Genomic DNA, 17,266 nt, shown 5'->3' with positions numbered 1-17,266 from the left:
GGCACCCTGGTCAATGCCCGTGGCATCATGACCACATGACCACCGTGTGGGCCCACCGCGGCTCGAGCATGCAGTTCCCGGAAAACACCCTTCCCGCCTTCCAGAACGCCATCGACCTCGACGCCGACGGCATTGAACTCGACGTCCAACTCACCAGCGACGGCCACGTCGTCGTCTGTCATGACGAAACCGTCGATCGCACCACCGACGGACACGGCCCCATCGTCTCCATGGCCCTTGACCAGGTCCGTTCCCTCAACGCGGCCGCCAACACCGACCACCCGCCCGCCCAGGTCCCCCTCCTCGACGAGGTCCTCGACCTGCTCGTCCCCACCACCCTCGGCCTCAACATCGAGCTCAAGAACAGCGTCGAGCGCTACCCGAGCCTCATCGAGGCCGTCGCCCGTGCCATCGACACCCACCACATGGCCGACCGCATCGTCATCTCCTCGTTCAACCACCGCTGCATGGCCGAAGTCGCCGAGCGCACTCACAACCGGGTCGAACGCGCCATCCTCTACGCCGACGACATCGTCGATCCCTGGGACTACGCCCGCCACCTCGACGTCCAGGCCGTCCACCCAGGAGCCCATCTCCTCGCCGATCGCGATGACGTCCCGACGTTCCACGACGCCGGCCTCACGGTGCGCACATGGACCCTGGACACCCCCGACCACCTGCGTGTTGCCCGGGCCCTCGACGTCGACGCCGTCATCACCAATGACCCGGCAACTGCCCAGCGAGTCCTGGCGGAGGACTGACCCCAGCACCAGCGCGCCATAACCGAGAACCCCTCCGACACGTCACGATCCGCACACGGTTCGCAACAGCTCTGACACACGGCGGTGACAGAAAATCCGTAGTCTTTCCGCCATGACGCGGATCCTGGTCATCGTCCACGAGTCCTCCTGCAACCTCGGCAGGCTCGGACAGCTCTGGCGCGACGCCGACGCAGACGTCGTCGAGGTCAATGCCTGGGACCACCCGGTGCCACCCACCGTTGACGCCGACGCCCTCGTGGTGCTGGGCGGATCCATGGGCTGCCTGGATGACGTCCAGGCTCCTTGGCTCGCGCCCACCCGAGAACTCATCGTGCGCACCGTCCACGCGGGCATCCCCTTCCTGGGTGTCTGCCTGGGTCACCAGCTCGCCACCGTCGCCCTGGGAGGCCGGGTGTGCACCTCAGACCATCTCTGCCTCGGACCGGCCGAGATGCACCTCACCCCGGACGGGGAGAAGGACCCGTTGCTGTCGGTCTACTCCGGCCACCGTGGCATCCACTTCAACAATGACGTCGCCGTCGTCCTGCCCGAGGACGCCGTGCTGCTTGCCCGCGATCCCTCCGGACAGATCGAGGCGGTCCGATTCGCCGAACGCGTCTGGGGAGTCCAGTTCCACCCGGAATGCACCCCGGAGATTTTCGACGGCTGGACCATCGGCCACACCGAGAAGGAGTGGAAACAGCGTCTCCCCTGGTCAGAGGCCATCTCGGCTGCCGAAGCAGTGCGTCGTGACGAGGACGTCGTCACCGCCGAGAAGGCCTTCGCGGTGCGGTTCCTGGAACTCATCGCCCCCACAACGGCGTGATTCCCCGGGGCCCTCGAGCCCCGGAGAATCACACGGACGTCAGCGCCGGATCGTTACAGATCGACGGCCTCACCCATGACCACTGCACGGGTGCGCGGAATGCGGAACACTCGCGTCCGGTCGGCCTGGTTGCGTGCTAGACCCACGTAGAGCACCTTGCGCCAGGCGGTCATCTTGGCCCCCTGCTCCGACTCGGAGCGCTTCACGTCGACCAGCGACAGGTAATAGATCGCGTCGTCAAGGTGCTCCTTGAGCACCGGGCACTTGTCTGCCGCCAGGGCCAGTGCCTTCGGGACGTCCTGGGAGTCGGCGAATCCGACGTGGCAGGCGATGTAGACGATGCCGTCGGTCGGCTTGCCGAGATCGACCTTCTCGATGCGATTGACGTGACGCACGTGTGGGACGTTCTCCACCACCATCGAGATGATGACGTTGTGCTCGTGGAGCACATGATTGAACTTGAGGTTGTTCAGCATGGCCAACGGGGTCGTCGCCCGTCCCGGATGTGGGTAGATCGCCAGTCCGGGCACGCGGGTCGGCTCCGTCTCATGGACCCAGTCGAGGAAGTCGTCCAGCGGACCCTCGTCGTTCTGCCGCTGCTTGGCGATGTAGGCGGTACCGCGTCGCCAGGTCGTCATGATGGCGATGATGATGGCCGCGAAGACCAGCGGAATCCAGCCGCCGGACGCGATCTTCAGCAGGTTGGCGGCGAAGATCGACAGCTCGACGCCACCGACGACGACACCGAAGACGATGAGAGCCCACATGGGCCAGTGCCACGCCCGATGGGCCAGCACCAGGAACAGGCTCGTCGTCAGCAAGAAGGTGCCGGTGACGGCCAGGCCATAGGCGGTGGCCAGCTTCGTCGAGGTCTGGAAGATGAGGATGAGCGCCAGCACGCCGACGAAGAGGATCCAGTTGATCTCCGGGATGTAGATCTGGCCGCCTTCGGACTTCGAGGTGTGACGCACGCTCAGACGTGGCAACAGTCCCAGACGGGTCGCCTCCGAGCTCATAGAGAAGGCGCCGGAGATGACGGCCTGGGAGGCGATGACGGTGGCCATCGTGGCAATGACGACGAGCGGGATCGTCGCCCAGCCGGGTGCCAGCCGGAAGAAGGGATTGTCGATCCAGTCGGGATGCTCAAGGATCATCGCTCCCTGCCCCAGGTAGTTGATGAGCAGACACGGCAGCACGACGGCGAACCAAGCCAGTCGGATCGACGGGGCGCCGACGTGACCCATGTCGGCGTAGAGGGCCTCGGCGCCCGTGATCGTCAAGACGACAGCGCCCATCGCGATGAAGGCCATCCCGGGTCGCTCGATGGCGAAGAGGATCGCCCAGTGCGGGGACAGGGCCGTGATGATGAAGGGCTTGCTGATGATCCACGGGATGCCCAGGGCGGCCAGGGTGAGGAACCAGATACCCATCACCGGCCCGAAGGCCTTGCCGATGACTGCCGTCCCTCGTCTCTGCACGATGAACAGGATCGTCAGGATGACGACCGAGGCTGGCAGAACGATCATCTCGGCGCCCGGATTGGCCACCGTGATGCCCTCCACCGAGCTCATCACCGAGATCGCTGGGGTGATGAGGGAATCTCCGTAGAACAGCCCGGCGCCGATGATGCCGAGCAACATTGCCGTCATGCCAGTGCCCTTGCGGCTGGCCATAAAACGACGCACCAAGGCCATAAGCGCGAGGATGCCGCCCTCACCGTCGTTGTCAGCACGCATCACGAAGATGACGTACTTGACGCACACCACCAGCAGGATCGACCAGAAGATCATCGAGATGATCCCCATGACGTCACCGTGGGTGGGGCGAACGGCATGGTTCTCCATCGAGAACATCGTTTGAAGGGAGTAGAGCACCGAGGTTCCGATGTCACCGAAGACGATTCCCAACGCAGCCAGGGCCAGCCCCGGCTTCATGGCTCGGATCGGTTCAGGATCACTGATCGGCTGGGTGGCCTTTGCCACTGCCTGCCGTCCATGTCTGCGACTCACTCCAGAAAGTATGGACCTCATGGTCTCAACTGCAAGTCGAATAGAGAAGGAAGTTCGGATGTGGGAGGAGCGGGGGAAATCGTCCTGACTTCCCCCGCTCCGGTGACGCTGTTCTCGTCACACGTGTCGGTACGTCGGCGACCTCAGGCGCGCGACAGGATGACCACACTGTAAGGCGGCAGAACCAGGGTCACGGATGCCGGGTGGCCGTCGTAATCATCCTCGGCTGCGACAAACCATTCGGGGACGTCGACCCCGTCGAAGGCGTCCGAGTACACCTTCGCGTCGGAATTGAACCTGGTCACCCAGCGGCCGGCAGCCGGCATCCCGATGGTGTACTCGCCCCAGGCCTTGGAGTCGAGGTTCACCGCCACCACGACGTCGTCGTGCGGACCACCGTCAGCCCAGCGGTGGAAGGCGTAGACGTGGTTGTCCGTGTGCAGGTGCAGGGTGTCGACGTTCTGTCCGGTGAGGCCCTTGGTGTGGCCCTCCTCGTTGAGACGCAGACTGACGAGATCGCGGTACATCCTGAAGATGCCCTTGAACTGAGCGCCCTGATCCCAATGCAGCGGGACGGTGTCGCGGAACCATTCGCCCTCCAGGAGCTCCTGGCCCTGGAAGATCATCGGCAGACCCGGTGAGGTGAGTACCAGGGCCGCTCCCAGGGTGGAGCGCTTCTGGGCGTAGTAGCCGGTCGGATCGTCGTCGTCGACCTCCTGGGGGACGCGGGCCGAACCGTTGGCGACCTCGTCGTGGGACTCGGTGTAGATGACGCGGGAGAAGGCGTCACCGTAGGAGAACTCGACGGCATCGCGCACGGCGTCCATGTCACGAGCCTCGTCGGAGGCGGTGATGACAGCAGCGCGGATCGGGTGGACGAAATGGTTGTCCCACTGGGCGTGGAAGGCGGCACCGTCGTCAGCGGTGGAGACGACCTTGGGCTCACCGTGCAGGTCCTCGGCGATGGTGATGGCGCGTGGGAACTTCTCGCGGATCTCGGTGTTGATCCAGTGGGTGAGGCTCCAGCCGTCGGGGATGTTCATCTCACCGGCATCGACACTGCGCATGTACGGGGTCATGTCGTAGCGCAGGCCGTCGGCGTGAAACTCTTCCAGCCACATCATGGCGTTGTCGCGAATGAACTCGCGGACCTCGCCGCGGCCGTAGTCGGGACGGGTGTCGCCCCACGGGGTCGAGGACTTCCAGTCGTTGTAGAAGTAGATGCCGCCCTTGTCGTTCTCGCTCCATCCGTCGAACTGCCACAGGTCGAGGTCCGAGGGGCCGAAGTGGTTGTAGACGACGTCGATGATGACCGCCAGGCCGTGCTTGTGGCAGGTTTTGACGAGGTCGCGCAGCTTTTCCGGGCCGCCGTAGGCGCTCTCGACGGCGAAGATGTGGGCCGGGTTGTAACCCCACGAGTAGTCCCCGGCGAACTCCATGAGGGGCATGAGCTCGACGGCGTTGACGCCCAGGTGGACGAGGTGGTCGATCTTCGACTCGACGTCGGCCAGGTCGGCGGGCTTGTCGTCGTCAGGATCCTTGTCGAAGAAGGTTCCGACGTGCATCTCGTAGATGACGAGCTCGTTCAGGGTCGGGGGAGTGAAGTCGTCACCCTCCCAGTCGTAGGCGCCGGGATCGGTGATGATGCCATTGCCGACCGAGCTCGTCACGTGGCGGGCGTAAGGGTCGATGCGGGAGATCACCTGGTCACCGTTGATGAGGACGAAACGGTACTCGTCGCCCACCGTGGCACCGGCGGCCTGGCCGTACCAGTAGCCGTTGTTCTCGCTGACGAGCTGGAACTTGGCCGAGCGAACCTTCTCGGCGTCGTCATTGTCTCCCCTGGGCTGGGCTGCCCAGTCGTCGAAGGTTCCGGTGACGGCGACTGTCTCGGCGTGCGGGGCCCACACGCGGAACGCGGCGCCACCGTCGATGAGCGAGACACCCATGCCCTTGGCACGGCCGGCGTAGTCGGTGGGAATTGGATCGTTGGCATTCGGGCGGGATTCGCCGGTCGCTTCCTTCGTATCGTCGGTCATCGTTCTCCTTGTCGTCGAAACAACCACGGTCAACGGTATCCGTCCGTGGTGTGAGAGGTGGTCCCATCGTGTGATCACGGTGACTACGGTGGGTCGCATGTACGACTCCGTTGAGCACCTGCCTGCTGCCGATCACCCTGAGCTGCTGGCCGCGACGGTCGCCGGACGAGCCGCCGAGTTGCCCTCGGCAGTCGTCTTCAGCATTGATCCCGAGATCGCGGACACCGACGCCTTGTGCGAGGCCTTCGGTGAGGGTCCCGAGACGTGTGGCAACTGCGTCATCGTCAAGGGAAAGCGCGGTGACGTCGAGAAGTACGTCGCCTGCCTGGCCCTTGCCACGACGAGGGTTGACGTCAATAAGGTGGTGCGCAAGAAGCTCGACGTCCGCAAGGCGTCCTTCGCGCCCATGGACGAGGCCGTCAGCCTGTCCGGAATGGAGTACGGCGGGATCACCCCAGTGGGCCTGCCCGCTGAGTGGCCGATCTGGATTGATCCGCGCGTCGCCGAGGCCCAGGCCGTGTGCATCGGATCGGGGCTGCGCAGCTCAAAGCTCATCGTCAGTGGTGCTGATCTGGTGTCCCTGCCAGGAGCTGAGGTCGTCGAGGGACTGGCGAACTGAGTTCGCTCCCTGCCTCATGGGATTGCGGCCCAGGAAGTCCGAACGGGGCGCCTGGGTCAGAACTCCTCGAGGGTTGCCGTCGCGGTGACCGTACCGTCGGGGCGACGGACTTGGGCCTCGCCGTCCTCGATGCCGACCGTCAGTCGGGTCGGGGCGGTCACGGAGGCGCGGAAGCGGTAGGAGAACTCCTTCCCGACGAAGGTCTCGCATGGGAAGGCTTGCGCCATGAGGAGGGCCTGCAGCGGTCCGTGGACGACCAGTCCGTCGTGGCCGTTGCGACGGCAGAAGTCGCGGTCCCAGTGGATGCGGTACGGGTTGGCCGTCAGGGCCGAGAAGGTCACCAACAGAGGCTCGGTGGCCAGGAACCCGTCGCCGTCGGTCTGCCCGGCACCCGCGGGCGAGGGATCGGAGGACTGGATTGGCAGGAAGACGTATTCCTGCTCGTCGACCAGGCAGTCTTGGCCGTCCTGTGCCCAGGTGGATCTCATCGTCACGAAGTGAAGAGGGCCGCGACGCCCCTGCCTGTCGGTGACCGAGGCGACCTCAGTGGTGCGGGTGGTCTCGCGGTTGAGGGCCAACGGGGCCGTGGTGCGCACCCGACCGCCGGCGAACATCCTCGTCATACCCGGTTTCGGGGTGCTCGGGGAGCCGATGGTGTACCCGTCCTCGTCGAGGCTGGCGGGGTTGACCGGGTCGAGGAGGAGGACCCAGTGCCAGCACGGCGGGACGACCCTGTTGGGTTCGGGGGAACCCAACAGGGTTGCCAGACCGCGCAGGTCGTCGGGGCGCAGTTGCGTCATTCGGCCAGGCCGTACAGACGGTCGCCGGCGTCACCGAGGCCGGGGACGATGTATCCGTGCTCGTCGAGGTGATCGTCGACGCCAGCCACGACGAGGTGGCAGGGGACTTCGAGATCGCTGACGAGCTTGCGGAAGTTCTCGATGCCCTCTGGGGCGGCCAGGATGCACAGACAGGTGATGTGGTCGGCGCCGCGGCGCACCAGGAACTCGACGGTGCCGCCCAGAGAACCACCGGTGGCCAGCATCGGGTCGAGGACGTAGCACTGACGGCCGGAGAGGTCCTTGGGAAGACGCTCGGCGTAGGTCATCGGCTGGAGGGTCTCCTCGTCACGGGTCATGCCGACGAAGCCGACCTCGGCCGACGGGACGAGGCGCATCATGCCCTCGAGCATTCCCAGGCCGGCGCGCAGGATCGGGACGACGAGCGGCTTGGGGCGGGCCAGGGCGACACCCTCGGTGGTGGTGAGCGGGGTGGTGACGGTGGTCGGCTCGATGCGCACCTCGCGGGTGCCCTCGTAAGCCATGAGGGTGACGAGCTCCTCGACGAGCTGGCGGAAGACCGGGCTGGGGGTGTCCACCGAGCGCAACAGGGTCAGCTTGTGGGAGACGAGGGGATGATCCATGACATTGAGTTCCACGAAACCAACCTTCGCACATGAGGAGTAACTGGCGGCACTCGGCCACCAGATTCGGGGGCCGAGGAGTGAATGGGTGGGGGATGTGCGGCGCCGGTGTACGGAAGTAACTGCTGTCGGGGAGCCTGTCGGTAGGGGGTGACGCTGCCATGGCTAGATTCGGCCAATCCTCGGCGAATTTCGCCGATAACGGCAGGTACAACACCGTCCACACTGCCCCGGACCTTCCTTCCGTCGAGAAGTTCGCGCTCAAATCGGCCCTGCGACTGTTTCCGCGGCCAGATGTCTGCAACGATGGAGACGTTCGCCCCCAAGGAGGTCGTCATGTCCCGGTTCAGCGATGACGAGTTTGTTCCCGACGATGACGTCGATGACTACGACAATCTCGATGAGTACGACGAGTTGCCCGATGACGAGGACGACTACGACGACGATGATGACGATGACTATGACGACGATGATCTCGAGGACGCAGGCGAGGACGAGATCGACTTCGTCGTAGCTCTCTACAACGATGATGGCGAGCGGACCGCGGTCCCCATGGAGCCTATGCTCGCCAACGATCTCGACGAGCTCATCACCCAGCTGCGCCGTCTCCCTGGCGACGCAGGAGCCGTCGGTATGGTCTCGATCGACCACCAGTTCTACGTCATCGTCCGGGTTCGCGGCCGCAACGTGCAGGTCTTCCTGTCCGACTCCACCCAGGCCAATGACTGGCCGATTGCTCGCGACGTCGCTGACTTCTTGGGCGAGGACATTCCTGACCCCGACGACGACCCCGAGACAATGGGCGACGGCGACATGCTTGCCGACGCCGGAGTGGGTGAGTTCGACATGGAGGCCTTCGCCGAGGCCGACGAGGACTCCGACGAGATCCTGGCCGACATCGCCGCCCGGGTTCACTTCGGGCCGCAGTTCGAGCGGGCGGCCAACACCTCGGTGCGCTGACCCGTGGCTGGCCCGATGCCGGGTTGGCGTCAGGCCATGGCCCAGGCCCTCGCCGTGGCGCGTCGTGCGGCGCAGTGGGGTGACGTCCCCATTGGTGCGGTGATTCTCGGCCCTGACGGCGAGGTCCTCTCCGAGGCGGGCAACGAGCGTGAGCTCACCGGTGACCCGACCGCTCACGCCGAGGTGCTCGTCATCCGTCGAGCTGCGGAGGCCAGGGACGGGTGGCGTCTGGATGACTGCACCCTCGTCGTCACCCTGGAACCGTGCACCATGTGCGCCGGGACGATCATCGCCGCGCGGATCCCGAGGGTGGTGTTCGGAGCCTTCGATCCCAAGGCCGGAGCTGTCAGTTCCCTCTTCGACGTCATGCGCGATCCGAGGCTTCCGCACCGTCCCGAAGTGGTCTCCGGTGTCATGGCCGACGAGTCGTCCGCCCTGCTGCGCGAATTCTTCGGCGGTCATCGGGCCTGTACCGTGGACGGGTGACCAACACCCCAACGGAATCGACGCCGTCGGAATCCGGGGAGCAGACGCCTTCCGGAAATGCCGCGGCGGCCGAGGAGAAACGAGTGCGCTTCCCACGCGCTCACGCCTACATCCAGAGTCATGAGTTTCTCGCCTCGGTGACGAAGGTCATGAGCGGGACCGGCCTGGCCCAGTTGATTGCTGCCCTGGCTACCCTCTACGTCACCCATCACATTGACCCGTCTGACTGGGGTATTTATGGCGCCATCATGGCCGTCTCCCAGTTCGTCATCCCTGCTGCAGCCCTGCGCTACGAAATGGCCATCGTGCTGCCGCGGGACAACTCCGAGGCCAAACGGGTGCTCCGGTTGGCGACGCGGATCAATGCAGTCGTCTCGACGTTGGCGATGCTGTCGATGATTCCCCTGGGCGGATTCCTCAGTGGGCTGCTCGGCAAGCCGCAGGCCCGGTGGTGGTTGTTGGCGGTCGGCCCGATCGTCTTCGCCTACACGCAGGTCAACGTCGTTAATTACTGGGCGAACCGACGCAAGCAGTTCGGCATCATCGGCACCAACGCGCTGTGGTGCCAGTCGACGACGGCGGTCGGACGTATCACCTCGTGTGCCATCAATGCCGCCGCCTTCGGTCAGGTCATCGCGACCTTCCTAGGCAAGTGCTTGGCGCTCAACAACTTTCGACGCCGTTTGGGTCCTGACCTGCGCGCCATCGAGGAATCCGACATGCCGATGCGTGCGGTGATGCGCAAGTATCGGCAGCTCCCTCTGCTGACGGCTCCGAACGCCATCGTTGACGCCATCCGGCAGCAGGGCGTCAACATGATCATCATGGTGAAGTTCTCGACGGCTGGCTACGGTCGATTCAACATCGCCTGGGCGTTGATGCAGATGCCGGCGTCCGTCATCAACCAGGCACTCTCCCAGGTGTTCTTCCAGAAGCTGTCGGTCTCCGACGCAGGGAAATTCTACCAGACCGTCAAGAAGTCGGTGGTGAGGTCGTTCCTCGTCGGCATCGTGCCTTTCGGGTTGCTGTATGTGCTCATCCCGCCGGTGCTGCCGTGGCTGTTGGGCGCGAAGTTTCAGCAGTCGGCTGACATTGCGGTGGCTCTGGTGCCGTGGCTGTACGTCAACTTCGTCACATCGCCGATCTCGAATATGTTCATCGTGACCCGCAACAACGGGATCGCCTTGGTCTTCGCGATCATCTACGCGGTCGTGCCACTGACCTACCTGAATCTCAGCGACCTCTCGATGGTCGGGACGATCTACCAAATGTCCTTCATCATGGCTGGGTTGTTGGTGTTCTACATCGGGCTGGCACTCGTGGTCGCCAAGAGATTCGACAACAAGAACACGAAGGTGGACCCGGCGGTCGAGGCAGCCGAGGAGGCTGAGGTCAGCAGTGAGGACGAGGACAGCCGCCCCTGACACGCTCTGACACCTGATCGTCGTGTCCCCGACACTCGAATTTTGGCCAGAGGTGATGGATTCGCTACCCTTGTTCACGGTGACGTGTCTGAGCGGCCGAAAGTGCCCGCCTCGAAAGCGGGTGTAGCGAGAGCTACCGAGGGTTCAAATCCCTCCGTCACCGCCGAGAAGGCCCCGGGAGCTGGGAGGCTCCCGGGGCCTTGTGTTTAGCGGGTTGGGGCATAGTCCGAAAGAGAGACCGCCCCGGTCGGCTTCGGGAGCAATCCAACACCGAGCAGTACCCTCCGGAGTTCACGACCGTCAACGGCCCCTCCGGATGTCCGCTTCTCGCGAGACGGCGTTCCCCATGGTGTCCAGATCCATGACGGACGTCGTCCTGCTGGAATAATGACCTCGTGCAACCCTCTGACCTCGCCCTGTTCATCGGCGCCGTCGTCGTGTTGCTGGCCGCCTTCGCGGCCCGGATCGGCACCCGTCTGGGACTGCCGGCGCTATTGCTGTTCCTCTTGGTCGGTATGCTGCTCGGCCCCATCGGTTTCGGCATTGACTTCAACGACCTGGGTGCCGCACACGCCATTGGTTTCGCTGCCCTCGTGCTCATCCTTGCCGATGGTGGATTATCGACCAACTGGAAAGACATCCGACCGGCCCTGGGCCCAGCTGCCTTGTTGGCGACCGCCGGGGTTGGCGTCTCCTTCGGCGTCATGGCTCTGCTGGGCCACTACGCGCTCGGCCTGCACTGGAGCGTTGCAGCCCTTCTCGGCGCGGCCACCGCCCCGACTGACTCTGCTGCCGTGTTCTCCGTGCTTCGGGGGGTCTCCCTGCCCAATCGGCTCAGATCCGTGCTCGAGGCTGAGTCGGGCCTCAACGACGCCCCGACCGTCCTCGTCGTCATCGCACTGACCGGGGTCGCAACTGGGGAGTCGACGATCGGCGTACTCCCTCTTCTTGGGTCCATTGCCCTTGAACTCATCGGTGGTATCTGCGTCGGTCTGGGCGTTGGGTGGGTGGCTGTCAGGATCGGGCGACGCATCAACCTGCCATCCGGAAACCTCTACGCCATCGCTGCGATGGCGTGGGCCGTGACCGCCTACGGTGTCGGTGTGTGGATCGGCGTGTCCGGATTCGCCGCGGTTTACGTCGCCTCCGTCATGATTGGCAATGGCGACCTGCCCTATCAGCACACCACCCGATCCTTCTCTGAGGGCATCGGCTGGATCTGTCAGATCGGCCTGTTCGTCATGCTCGGTCTGCTGGCCAACCCCGACCGTCTCACCTGGGTCTCCGTTGGCTCCGGTGTTGCTGCCGGCCTGCTGTTGACCTTTGTCGCGCGCCCCTTGGCAGTCCTCGCCTGTACGACATGGTTCGGGTTCCGCCGCAACGAGCGGTTCTTCCTGTCCTGGGCCGGTCTGCGCGGGGCTGTGCCGATCATTTTGGCGACGATCCCGATGGCGTCCCACATGGAGCGCGCCGACAAGTTCTTCGACGTCATCCTGGTGCTCGTCGTCGTCTTCACCTGTATCCAGGGCCCGACCTTGCCGGGCGCGGCGAAGCTCCTCGGCGTCGTCGATCCGCAGATGGCCAAGGACGTGACGATCGAGGTTGCGCCCCTTGACGAGATCGCTGCCGACCTCCTGCAGGCTGACGTTCCCGAGGGATCGAGACTGTCCGGGGTGACGGTCCGCGAGCTGCGGCTGCCGCGTAACTGCGTCGTCTCGCTCATCATCCGTGGCGACCGTTCCTTTGCTCCGCGCGCGGAGACCAAGCTGGAGCAAGGTGACGAGCTGCTCATCGTCGTCCCCCAGGGGCAACGGCGGTACGTTGTCGAGAGGCTGACCGAGATAGGCCGGGGAGGCCGGTTGGCGCGCTGGCACGGGCTGCGCGTCCAGGCCGAGTGACCACACTGACGAAGCCGCTGAGAAAGCTGACCAGAACCCACTGGGCAGGCCAACCAACCCGGCTGACCAAGAAGACGAATAGGGGCAGGCCACGGATCTATGTGGGTCCGTGGCCTGCCCAACGGTTGTTGATGGTCAGGGCTGCTTTTCCCCTGGCGTCGCCAGCATCGATGGGGTCGGTGACGGTGACGGCAGGCACACGGGCCCACCAACCTTCACGAACTTTGGTGCATCCGTCTTGAAGTTCGGGTCACGATCGCCGAGCACCACTTCAACCTCATGGTCGACTCGTTTGGGATCCGACTTCAGCACTGCTGCCGGGAAGTAGCCGGCAACCAGCTTCACCTCAGGATCCTTGGCGTTGTGGCCGATGACCGTCACCCCCTTGACCATGGGCTCACGGTTGGCCACCGAATCAATGACGAACCCAACGTTGGCAAGCTGCTTCGATACGCTACCCGCCAGGCCACGGGTGTGACCGGAGTTGTACACCGAAACCGTGACATCCTTCGTCGTCAGCTTGCCCTTGACGTCCTGATTGACGCAAGGGGTGATCGGTGGCGGGGGAACGGGGGCACTGACGGCCTTCCACCCGGCGCGGATGGCCACCGCGATGAGGATGACGAGGGCCAGCAGGGTGATCGGGGTACCTGCCATCCTCAGATAGTGGCGACGTTCATCAGGAGTCATGACGGGGCATCAGTCCAGTTCGAGGACACGGGCATGGAGGGTCTGACGCTGCTGAAGGGCAGCACGAAGCGCGCGGTGCAGGCCGTCCTCAAGGTAGAGGTCGCCATGCCAGGCCACGACGTGGGCGAAGAGGTCCCCGTAGAAGGTGGAGTCGTCCTCGAGAAGGTTCGCCAGGTCAAGGTTGCTCTTCGTCGTGACGAGCTGGTCCAAGCGCACCTGCACGGGCGCCAGCTGGGACCACTGCTTCTGCGTGTACCCGTGGTCAGGGTATGGGCGGGAGTCACCGACACGTTTGAAGATCACACGACGATCCTACAAGCTTCTCGACGGCAACCCCGGCAGACGTGCCCGGTGGTATGTGACAAGCTGAGACGAAAGGGCATGTGGTTTCATGTCACCGACCTGCAGCCACATGCCCGGTGAACGGGCGTTGCACCGGGACAACGCCCCGGTCGAGGACTATGGAAGGACGGCAATGACTGGTTTCGACTTCGACAGCCCCACTGTCGAGTGGTTGCGTTCACGCGGAACGGCCAGGTGGGAAGACGTCGCCGAGGGGGTCATCCCGCTGTGGGTGGCCGAGATGGACTTCCGGGTTGCCCCGCCCATCCAGCAGGCCATCGAGGACATGGTTGCGAAGCACGCCTACGGATATCCGCGCGACAACGGATTGCGGCACTCCTGGGCGGCATGGACGAAGAAGGTCCAGGGCCTGACGGTCGATCCGCTCAAGGTGCGTTATCTGCGCAATGTCCTGTCCGGAGTCCAGCTGGCCATTCGCACCTACAGCGCTCCCGGAAGCCCCGTGATCGTCCCTTCCCCGGCATACATGCCGTTCTGGAAGGTGCCGGGACTGGAAGGACGCGAGATCATCTCGGTGCCGATGGTCGACTCCGACCTGGGCTGGACCCTCGACCTTGACGGCATTGACGCGGCCTTCACCAAGGGTGCCGGGTCGATCATCCTCTGCCAGCCCTACAACCCACTGGGTCGCGTCTTCACCGCGGACGAGCTGCGCGGACTGGCCGAGGTCGTCGAGCGTCACCACGGGTTCGTTATCTCCGACGAGATCCATGGACCTCTCGTCCCGGCCTGCGAGAAGCGCAAGGCCTCGGTGCCCTATGCCAGCGTCAGCGAGCAGGCGGCCGCTCACTCGGTGCTGGTGTCCTCGGCGTCGAAGTCGTTCAACATCCCCGGCCTCATGACGGCCTTCATCTCCCTCTTCACCGATGAGCAGGTCAAGCTGTGGGATCAGAAGGTCCATCCGCTCGACGCCGAAGGGGCCACCACGATCGGCATGGCTGCCAACAAGGCCGCCTTCGACTCTGGTCAGGAATGGTTGGACGCCGCCAACTGCTACATCCATGACAACGCGGTGTGGCTGTCGGAAACCTTGGCCGATCAACTGCCGGGAGTGTCCTACCGGATTCCTGAAGGCACCTACCTGGGCTGGCTCGACTTCTCCGCCTACGAGCTTCCGGCCTCGCCAGGGGAGTGGCTGCTGCGTCACGCCCGTATCCGTCTCAATGACGGTCCCACCTTCGGGCCCGGGGGTGAGGGGCACGCACGTATCAATTTCGCCACCCCACGCTATCTGCTCGAGGAAGCCGTCGACCGGATGATCAGCGCGATCAACGACCGTTGACTCTCGGACTGCTGATCGTCAGACCGTTGGTTTGACGAGCTCTGATCCTCCGGCCAAGGCATGTTAACCCGATCCGGGCAGGTGCTCACTTCGAGACGCGCCCGGATGCATTGCGCCAGTTGGCGCCTGCACTGTGAAAAGCTGAGGCGAAGAGTGCGTGTATGCGCGTACGTTCCAGCCCCCTAGCGAGAGGTCGATACATGGACATCAGCGCCATGGATCCCAAGGACATTCCCGGACTGTTCGACGCCGAGGTCGTCGGACCGGATGGTGAGAAGGTCGGGACGATCCAGCAGATCTTTGCCGACGAGGTCACCGGTGCCGTGACCTTCGTGACCGTGCTTTCGGAGGGCCACGAGCACTTCATCCCGGTACGCGGCGCCGATTACTCCACGAGCCACGTCAGTGTGCCGTTCAACCGCGACATCATCGAGACCGCCCCTGAGGCGTCCGAGGAGGACGATCTCTCGCGTGACCGTGAGGCCGAGGTCTACGGCCACTACGGCATGGAGCCCGCTCGTCGTTCCGGGCTGGAGATCGATGATGACGACATCGTCATCGCCCAGCCAGGACGCGGCGCCGTCAGCAATCCTGACGTCGTCGACGCCGAAGAGATTGACGACGACTCCCATGAGGAGGCCGTCGAGACCCAGCTCGTCGACGATGACGAGGTCGGCCAGGACACCACCGTCACTCCGGTCATCGTTCCGGCGGCTCCCCGTGACGAGGACAACGAGGACTTCCCGGTTGCTGAGGATGGCGAGGAGGACGACGAGAACCGTCCTGAGGTGCTCAGCGATGATCACTCCGAGGAACACTCTGATGATGAGGTTCTTCCGGTCGCCGAGCCCGTGCCCGCCATGGGTCTGCCGGCTGGTGCCAAGCTGCGCCGCTACGTCGTCACTGATCTGGTGACCGTGCAGATCCCGGTGCGCCGCGAGGTGGTGTGCTGGGAGGACGCAGAGGGCAATGTCCACGAGCTCGACAAGGTCGAGGCACCGGAGGAGGCCAAGAATGCCGGAGTTCCCGGACAGGCCACCTGGTGGTTCAACGACGGTCCAGAGGCTCCTGCCGGTTGATCCCTGGGCCAGAGACCTTTGGCCTGGCCTGAGAAGTCGTGAACATGACGTCAGCCCCCGATCCGCAATGGATCGGGGGCTGACGCTGTACGAGGACGCCACATCCTCGACGTCTGGTGAACTCAGGAGACCTTCTCGTAGGTGACGTCGGCAACGCCAGCGCTGGGCGACGAGATCTGGTTGAAGGCAGCCGGAGTCAGGTCAAGGCAGCGACCGGAGACGTAGGGTCCACGGTCATTGATGCGCACGACGACGGAGCGTCCGTTCGTCTTGTTAGTCACCTTGAGGCGGGTGCCGAAGGAGTAGGTCTTGGAGGCAGCCGTCATGGCCGAGGAGCTGAAGGACTCACCGGAGGCGGTCTGCGAATCGGTGTAGAAGGAGGCCCCGCAGCTTCCGGCGACGCCACTGGTGGAGACGTCGGCGGCGCTACGGTCCGTGCGCTCGGAGGAACGGGAGGTGCGCGAGGACTTCTCGGAGTGACGCTGCGTCGGCTCCGGAGCGGCGGCCTTCTTCTGAGGAGCAGCCTTCTCGGTCTCGGCAGCCTTCTCGGCCTCGGCGGCGCGCTTGTAGCTGGCCTTCGAGCGCAGCAGGCTCATGGTGACGGCGTCGGTGACGCCGGTCTGCTTGAGAGCATTGGCCTTCTGGAACACCTTGACGGCGTTGGTGGTGGATGGACCGTAAGGCAGTCCGACCCACTTGCCCGGGAAGTAGCTGAGGGTCGAAAGGTCGCGCTGAACAGCCTTGGTACGGGCATTGTGGTCGCCTCGCTGGGCGAAGATGCCAACCGGGCGGGTGACCTTGTTGATGTAGCGGGTGGCGACCCAGGAGGTCTTGCCACGGTAGTTGACGGGGGTCCAGCCCTGAACGTCCTTGCCAACGATGAGGAGACGGTCGCCGGGGTGGATGAGACCGTGACGCTTGTACGCGGTGCCACGTCCGGAACGAACGTTGAGGTGGACGCGGGACTGCGCGAACTGGGTGGTGTACGGGGTGGCGCGCTTGGCCTGCTTGGCCGGCGCTTTCTTGGTCTGCTGGGTGGGAGCCTTCTCCGCATGGGCCCCAGGGGCACCGGTGGGGGCGGCGTGGGCCTCCTCGGCGATGGTGCCCATGACGGCGAGTCCGGCCGCAGCGGTCAGAGCGACGGTGCGCTTGAGAGCCGTCCCGGCGTTGGTCGAGGTGTTGGTCATGTGATGTTCCTTCCGAGCGTTGCCGCAGGTTCAGGGGCTCGTTGAACTGTACGTGTTCCTGAGAGATTCTCAAAATCGGTTCAGTGTAGATGAGTGGGTGTCACCTCGGGGATGCGCTGCTGATGGACCTCCGAATCTTCTGGACAAGCCGCGACGGTAGTTGCGGAGGATGGGACAACATCGTGTGAAAGCTGAGAAAATACTGAGGGTTCTGGATATG

General features: G+C 64.3%; 16 protein-coding genes and 1 tRNA gene. 10 read left to right on the top strand and 7 right to left on the bottom strand.

Annotation, left to right across the window (positions count from 1 at the left end):
• Window positions 1-35 precede the first annotated feature (35 nt).
• Both ACP8ML_RS11630 and ACP8ML_RS11625 read left to right on the top strand, forming a co-directional pair.
• A complete protein-coding gene (locus ACP8ML_RS11630; protein ID WP_117189498.1) occupies window positions 36-761 on the top strand; it encodes a glycerophosphodiester phosphodiesterase in 726 nt (241 codons plus the stop codon).
• 112 nt (window positions 762-873) lie between these two features.
• Complete coding sequence (locus ACP8ML_RS11625) at window positions 874-1,587, top strand: type 1 glutamine amidotransferase (protein WP_065673225.1); 714 nt, start codon at window positions 874-876, stop codon at window positions 1,585-1,587.
• Window positions 1,588-1,640: 53 nt separating this feature from the next.
• Here ACP8ML_RS11625 and ACP8ML_RS11620 read toward each other — a convergent pair whose 3' ends face one another.
• Both ACP8ML_RS11620 and ACP8ML_RS11615 read right to left on the bottom strand, forming a co-directional pair.
• Complete coding sequence (locus tag ACP8ML_RS11620) at window positions 1,641-3,521, bottom strand: potassium transporter Kup (protein WP_065673235.1); 1,881 nt, start codon at window positions 3,519-3,521, stop codon at window positions 1,641-1,643.
• Window positions 3,522-3,739: 218 nt separating this feature from the next.
• On the bottom strand, window positions 3,740-5,635 hold the full coding sequence (locus tag ACP8ML_RS11615) for an alpha-amylase family glycosyl hydrolase (protein ID WP_065673224.1): 1,896 nt from the start codon (window positions 5,633-5,635) through the stop codon (window positions 3,740-3,742).
• A gap of 97 nt (window positions 5,636-5,732) precedes the next feature.
• Between ACP8ML_RS11615 and ACP8ML_RS11610 the strand changes: the two genes are divergently transcribed.
• Entirely contained in the window at window positions 5,733-6,254 is a 522-nt protein-coding gene (locus ACP8ML_RS11610; protein ID WP_021108043.1) for a YbaK/EbsC family protein, read from the top strand.
• 56 nt (window positions 6,255-6,310) lie between these two features.
• On the opposite strand, the gene ACP8ML_RS11605 is transcribed toward ACP8ML_RS11610, so the two are convergent.
• Both ACP8ML_RS11605 and upp read right to left on the bottom strand, forming a co-directional pair.
• Window positions 6,311-7,054, bottom strand: a complete 744-nt coding sequence (locus ACP8ML_RS11605; protein WP_117189497.1) for an HTD2 family dehydratase — start codon at window positions 7,052-7,054, stop codon at window positions 6,311-6,313.
• Complete coding sequence (upp, locus tag ACP8ML_RS11600; protein ID WP_016666407.1) at window positions 7,051-7,677, bottom strand: uracil phosphoribosyltransferase; 627 nt, start codon at window positions 7,675-7,677, stop codon at window positions 7,051-7,053. The genes ACP8ML_RS11605 and upp overlap by 4 nt, the downstream gene beginning before the upstream one ends.
• A 336-nt stretch (window positions 7,678-8,013) precedes the next feature.
• Between upp and ACP8ML_RS11595 the strand changes: the two genes are divergently transcribed.
• The 5 genes from ACP8ML_RS11595 (at window position 8,014) to ACP8ML_RS11575 (ending at window position 12,445) form a co-directional block, all read left to right on the top strand.
• A complete protein-coding gene (locus ACP8ML_RS11595; RefSeq protein WP_041710344.1) occupies window positions 8,014-8,637 on the top strand; it encodes a tRNA adenosine deaminase-associated protein in 624 nt (207 codons plus the stop codon).
• Between the two features lie 36 nt (window positions 8,638-8,673).
• The gene (locus tag ACP8ML_RS11590; protein WP_171048652.1) at window positions 8,674-9,123 is read left to right on the top strand and encodes a nucleoside deaminase; all 450 of its coding nucleotides are present in this window, start codon (window positions 8,674-8,676) and stop codon (window positions 9,121-9,123) included.
• Complete coding sequence (locus tag ACP8ML_RS11585) at window positions 9,120-10,547, top strand: lipopolysaccharide biosynthesis protein (protein ID WP_117189496.1); 1,428 nt, start codon at window positions 9,120-9,122, stop codon at window positions 10,545-10,547. The genes ACP8ML_RS11590 and ACP8ML_RS11585 overlap by 4 nt, the downstream gene beginning before the upstream one ends.
• 78 nt (window positions 10,548-10,625) lie before the next feature.
• Window positions 10,626-10,710 (top strand) — tRNA-Ser (locus ACP8ML_RS11580).
• Between the two features lie 232 nt (window positions 10,711-10,942).
• Window positions 10,943-12,445, top strand: coding sequence for a potassium/proton antiporter (locus tag ACP8ML_RS11575; RefSeq protein WP_065673220.1), 1,503 nt, complete (start codon window positions 10,943-10,945; stop codon window positions 12,443-12,445).
• A gap of 135 nt (window positions 12,446-12,580) precedes the next feature.
• Here ACP8ML_RS11575 and ACP8ML_RS11570 read toward each other — a convergent pair whose 3' ends face one another.
• Window positions 12,581-13,135: a LytR C-terminal domain-containing protein gene (locus ACP8ML_RS11570; RefSeq protein WP_081302622.1), complete on the bottom strand. Its 555-nt coding sequence runs from the start codon at window positions 13,133-13,135 to the stop codon at window positions 12,581-12,583.
• Window positions 13,136-13,144: 9 nt separating this feature from the next.
• On the bottom strand, window positions 13,145-13,438 hold the full coding sequence (locus ACP8ML_RS11565) for a type II toxin-antitoxin system VapB family antitoxin (protein WP_004809687.1): 294 nt from the start codon (window positions 13,436-13,438) through the stop codon (window positions 13,145-13,147).
• 88 nt (window positions 13,439-13,526) lie between these two features.
• Between ACP8ML_RS11565 and ACP8ML_RS11560 the strand changes: the two genes are divergently transcribed.
• Both ACP8ML_RS11560 and ACP8ML_RS11555 read left to right on the top strand, forming a co-directional pair.
• Window positions 13,527-14,780 carry a MalY/PatB family protein gene (locus ACP8ML_RS11560; RefSeq protein WP_249361300.1) on the top strand — a complete coding sequence of 418 codons (1,254 nt, stop codon included), beginning with the start codon at window positions 13,527-13,529 and terminating at the stop codon, window positions 14,778-14,780.
• Between the two features lie 200 nt (window positions 14,781-14,980).
• Window positions 14,981-15,859 (top strand): PRC-barrel domain-containing protein, encoded by an 879-nt coding sequence (locus ACP8ML_RS11555; protein ID WP_065673219.1) that lies wholly within the window; start codon window positions 14,981-14,983, stop codon window positions 15,857-15,859.
• A gap of 122 nt (window positions 15,860-15,981) precedes the next feature.
• Here the strand turns inward: ACP8ML_RS11555 and ACP8ML_RS11550 are convergent, their stop codons facing one another.
• Window positions 15,982-17,046, bottom strand: a complete 1,065-nt coding sequence (locus ACP8ML_RS11550; protein ID WP_065673218.1) for a septal ring lytic transglycosylase RlpA family protein — start codon at window positions 17,044-17,046, stop codon at window positions 15,982-15,984.
• Window positions 17,047-17,266: the final 220 nt, after the last annotated feature.

This window comes from Cutibacterium sp. LaCa_255 (assembly GCF_057458005.1).
The sequence above is the reverse complement of the archived record's forward strand: the minus strand, read 5'-3'. Positions and strand labels throughout refer to the sequence as shown.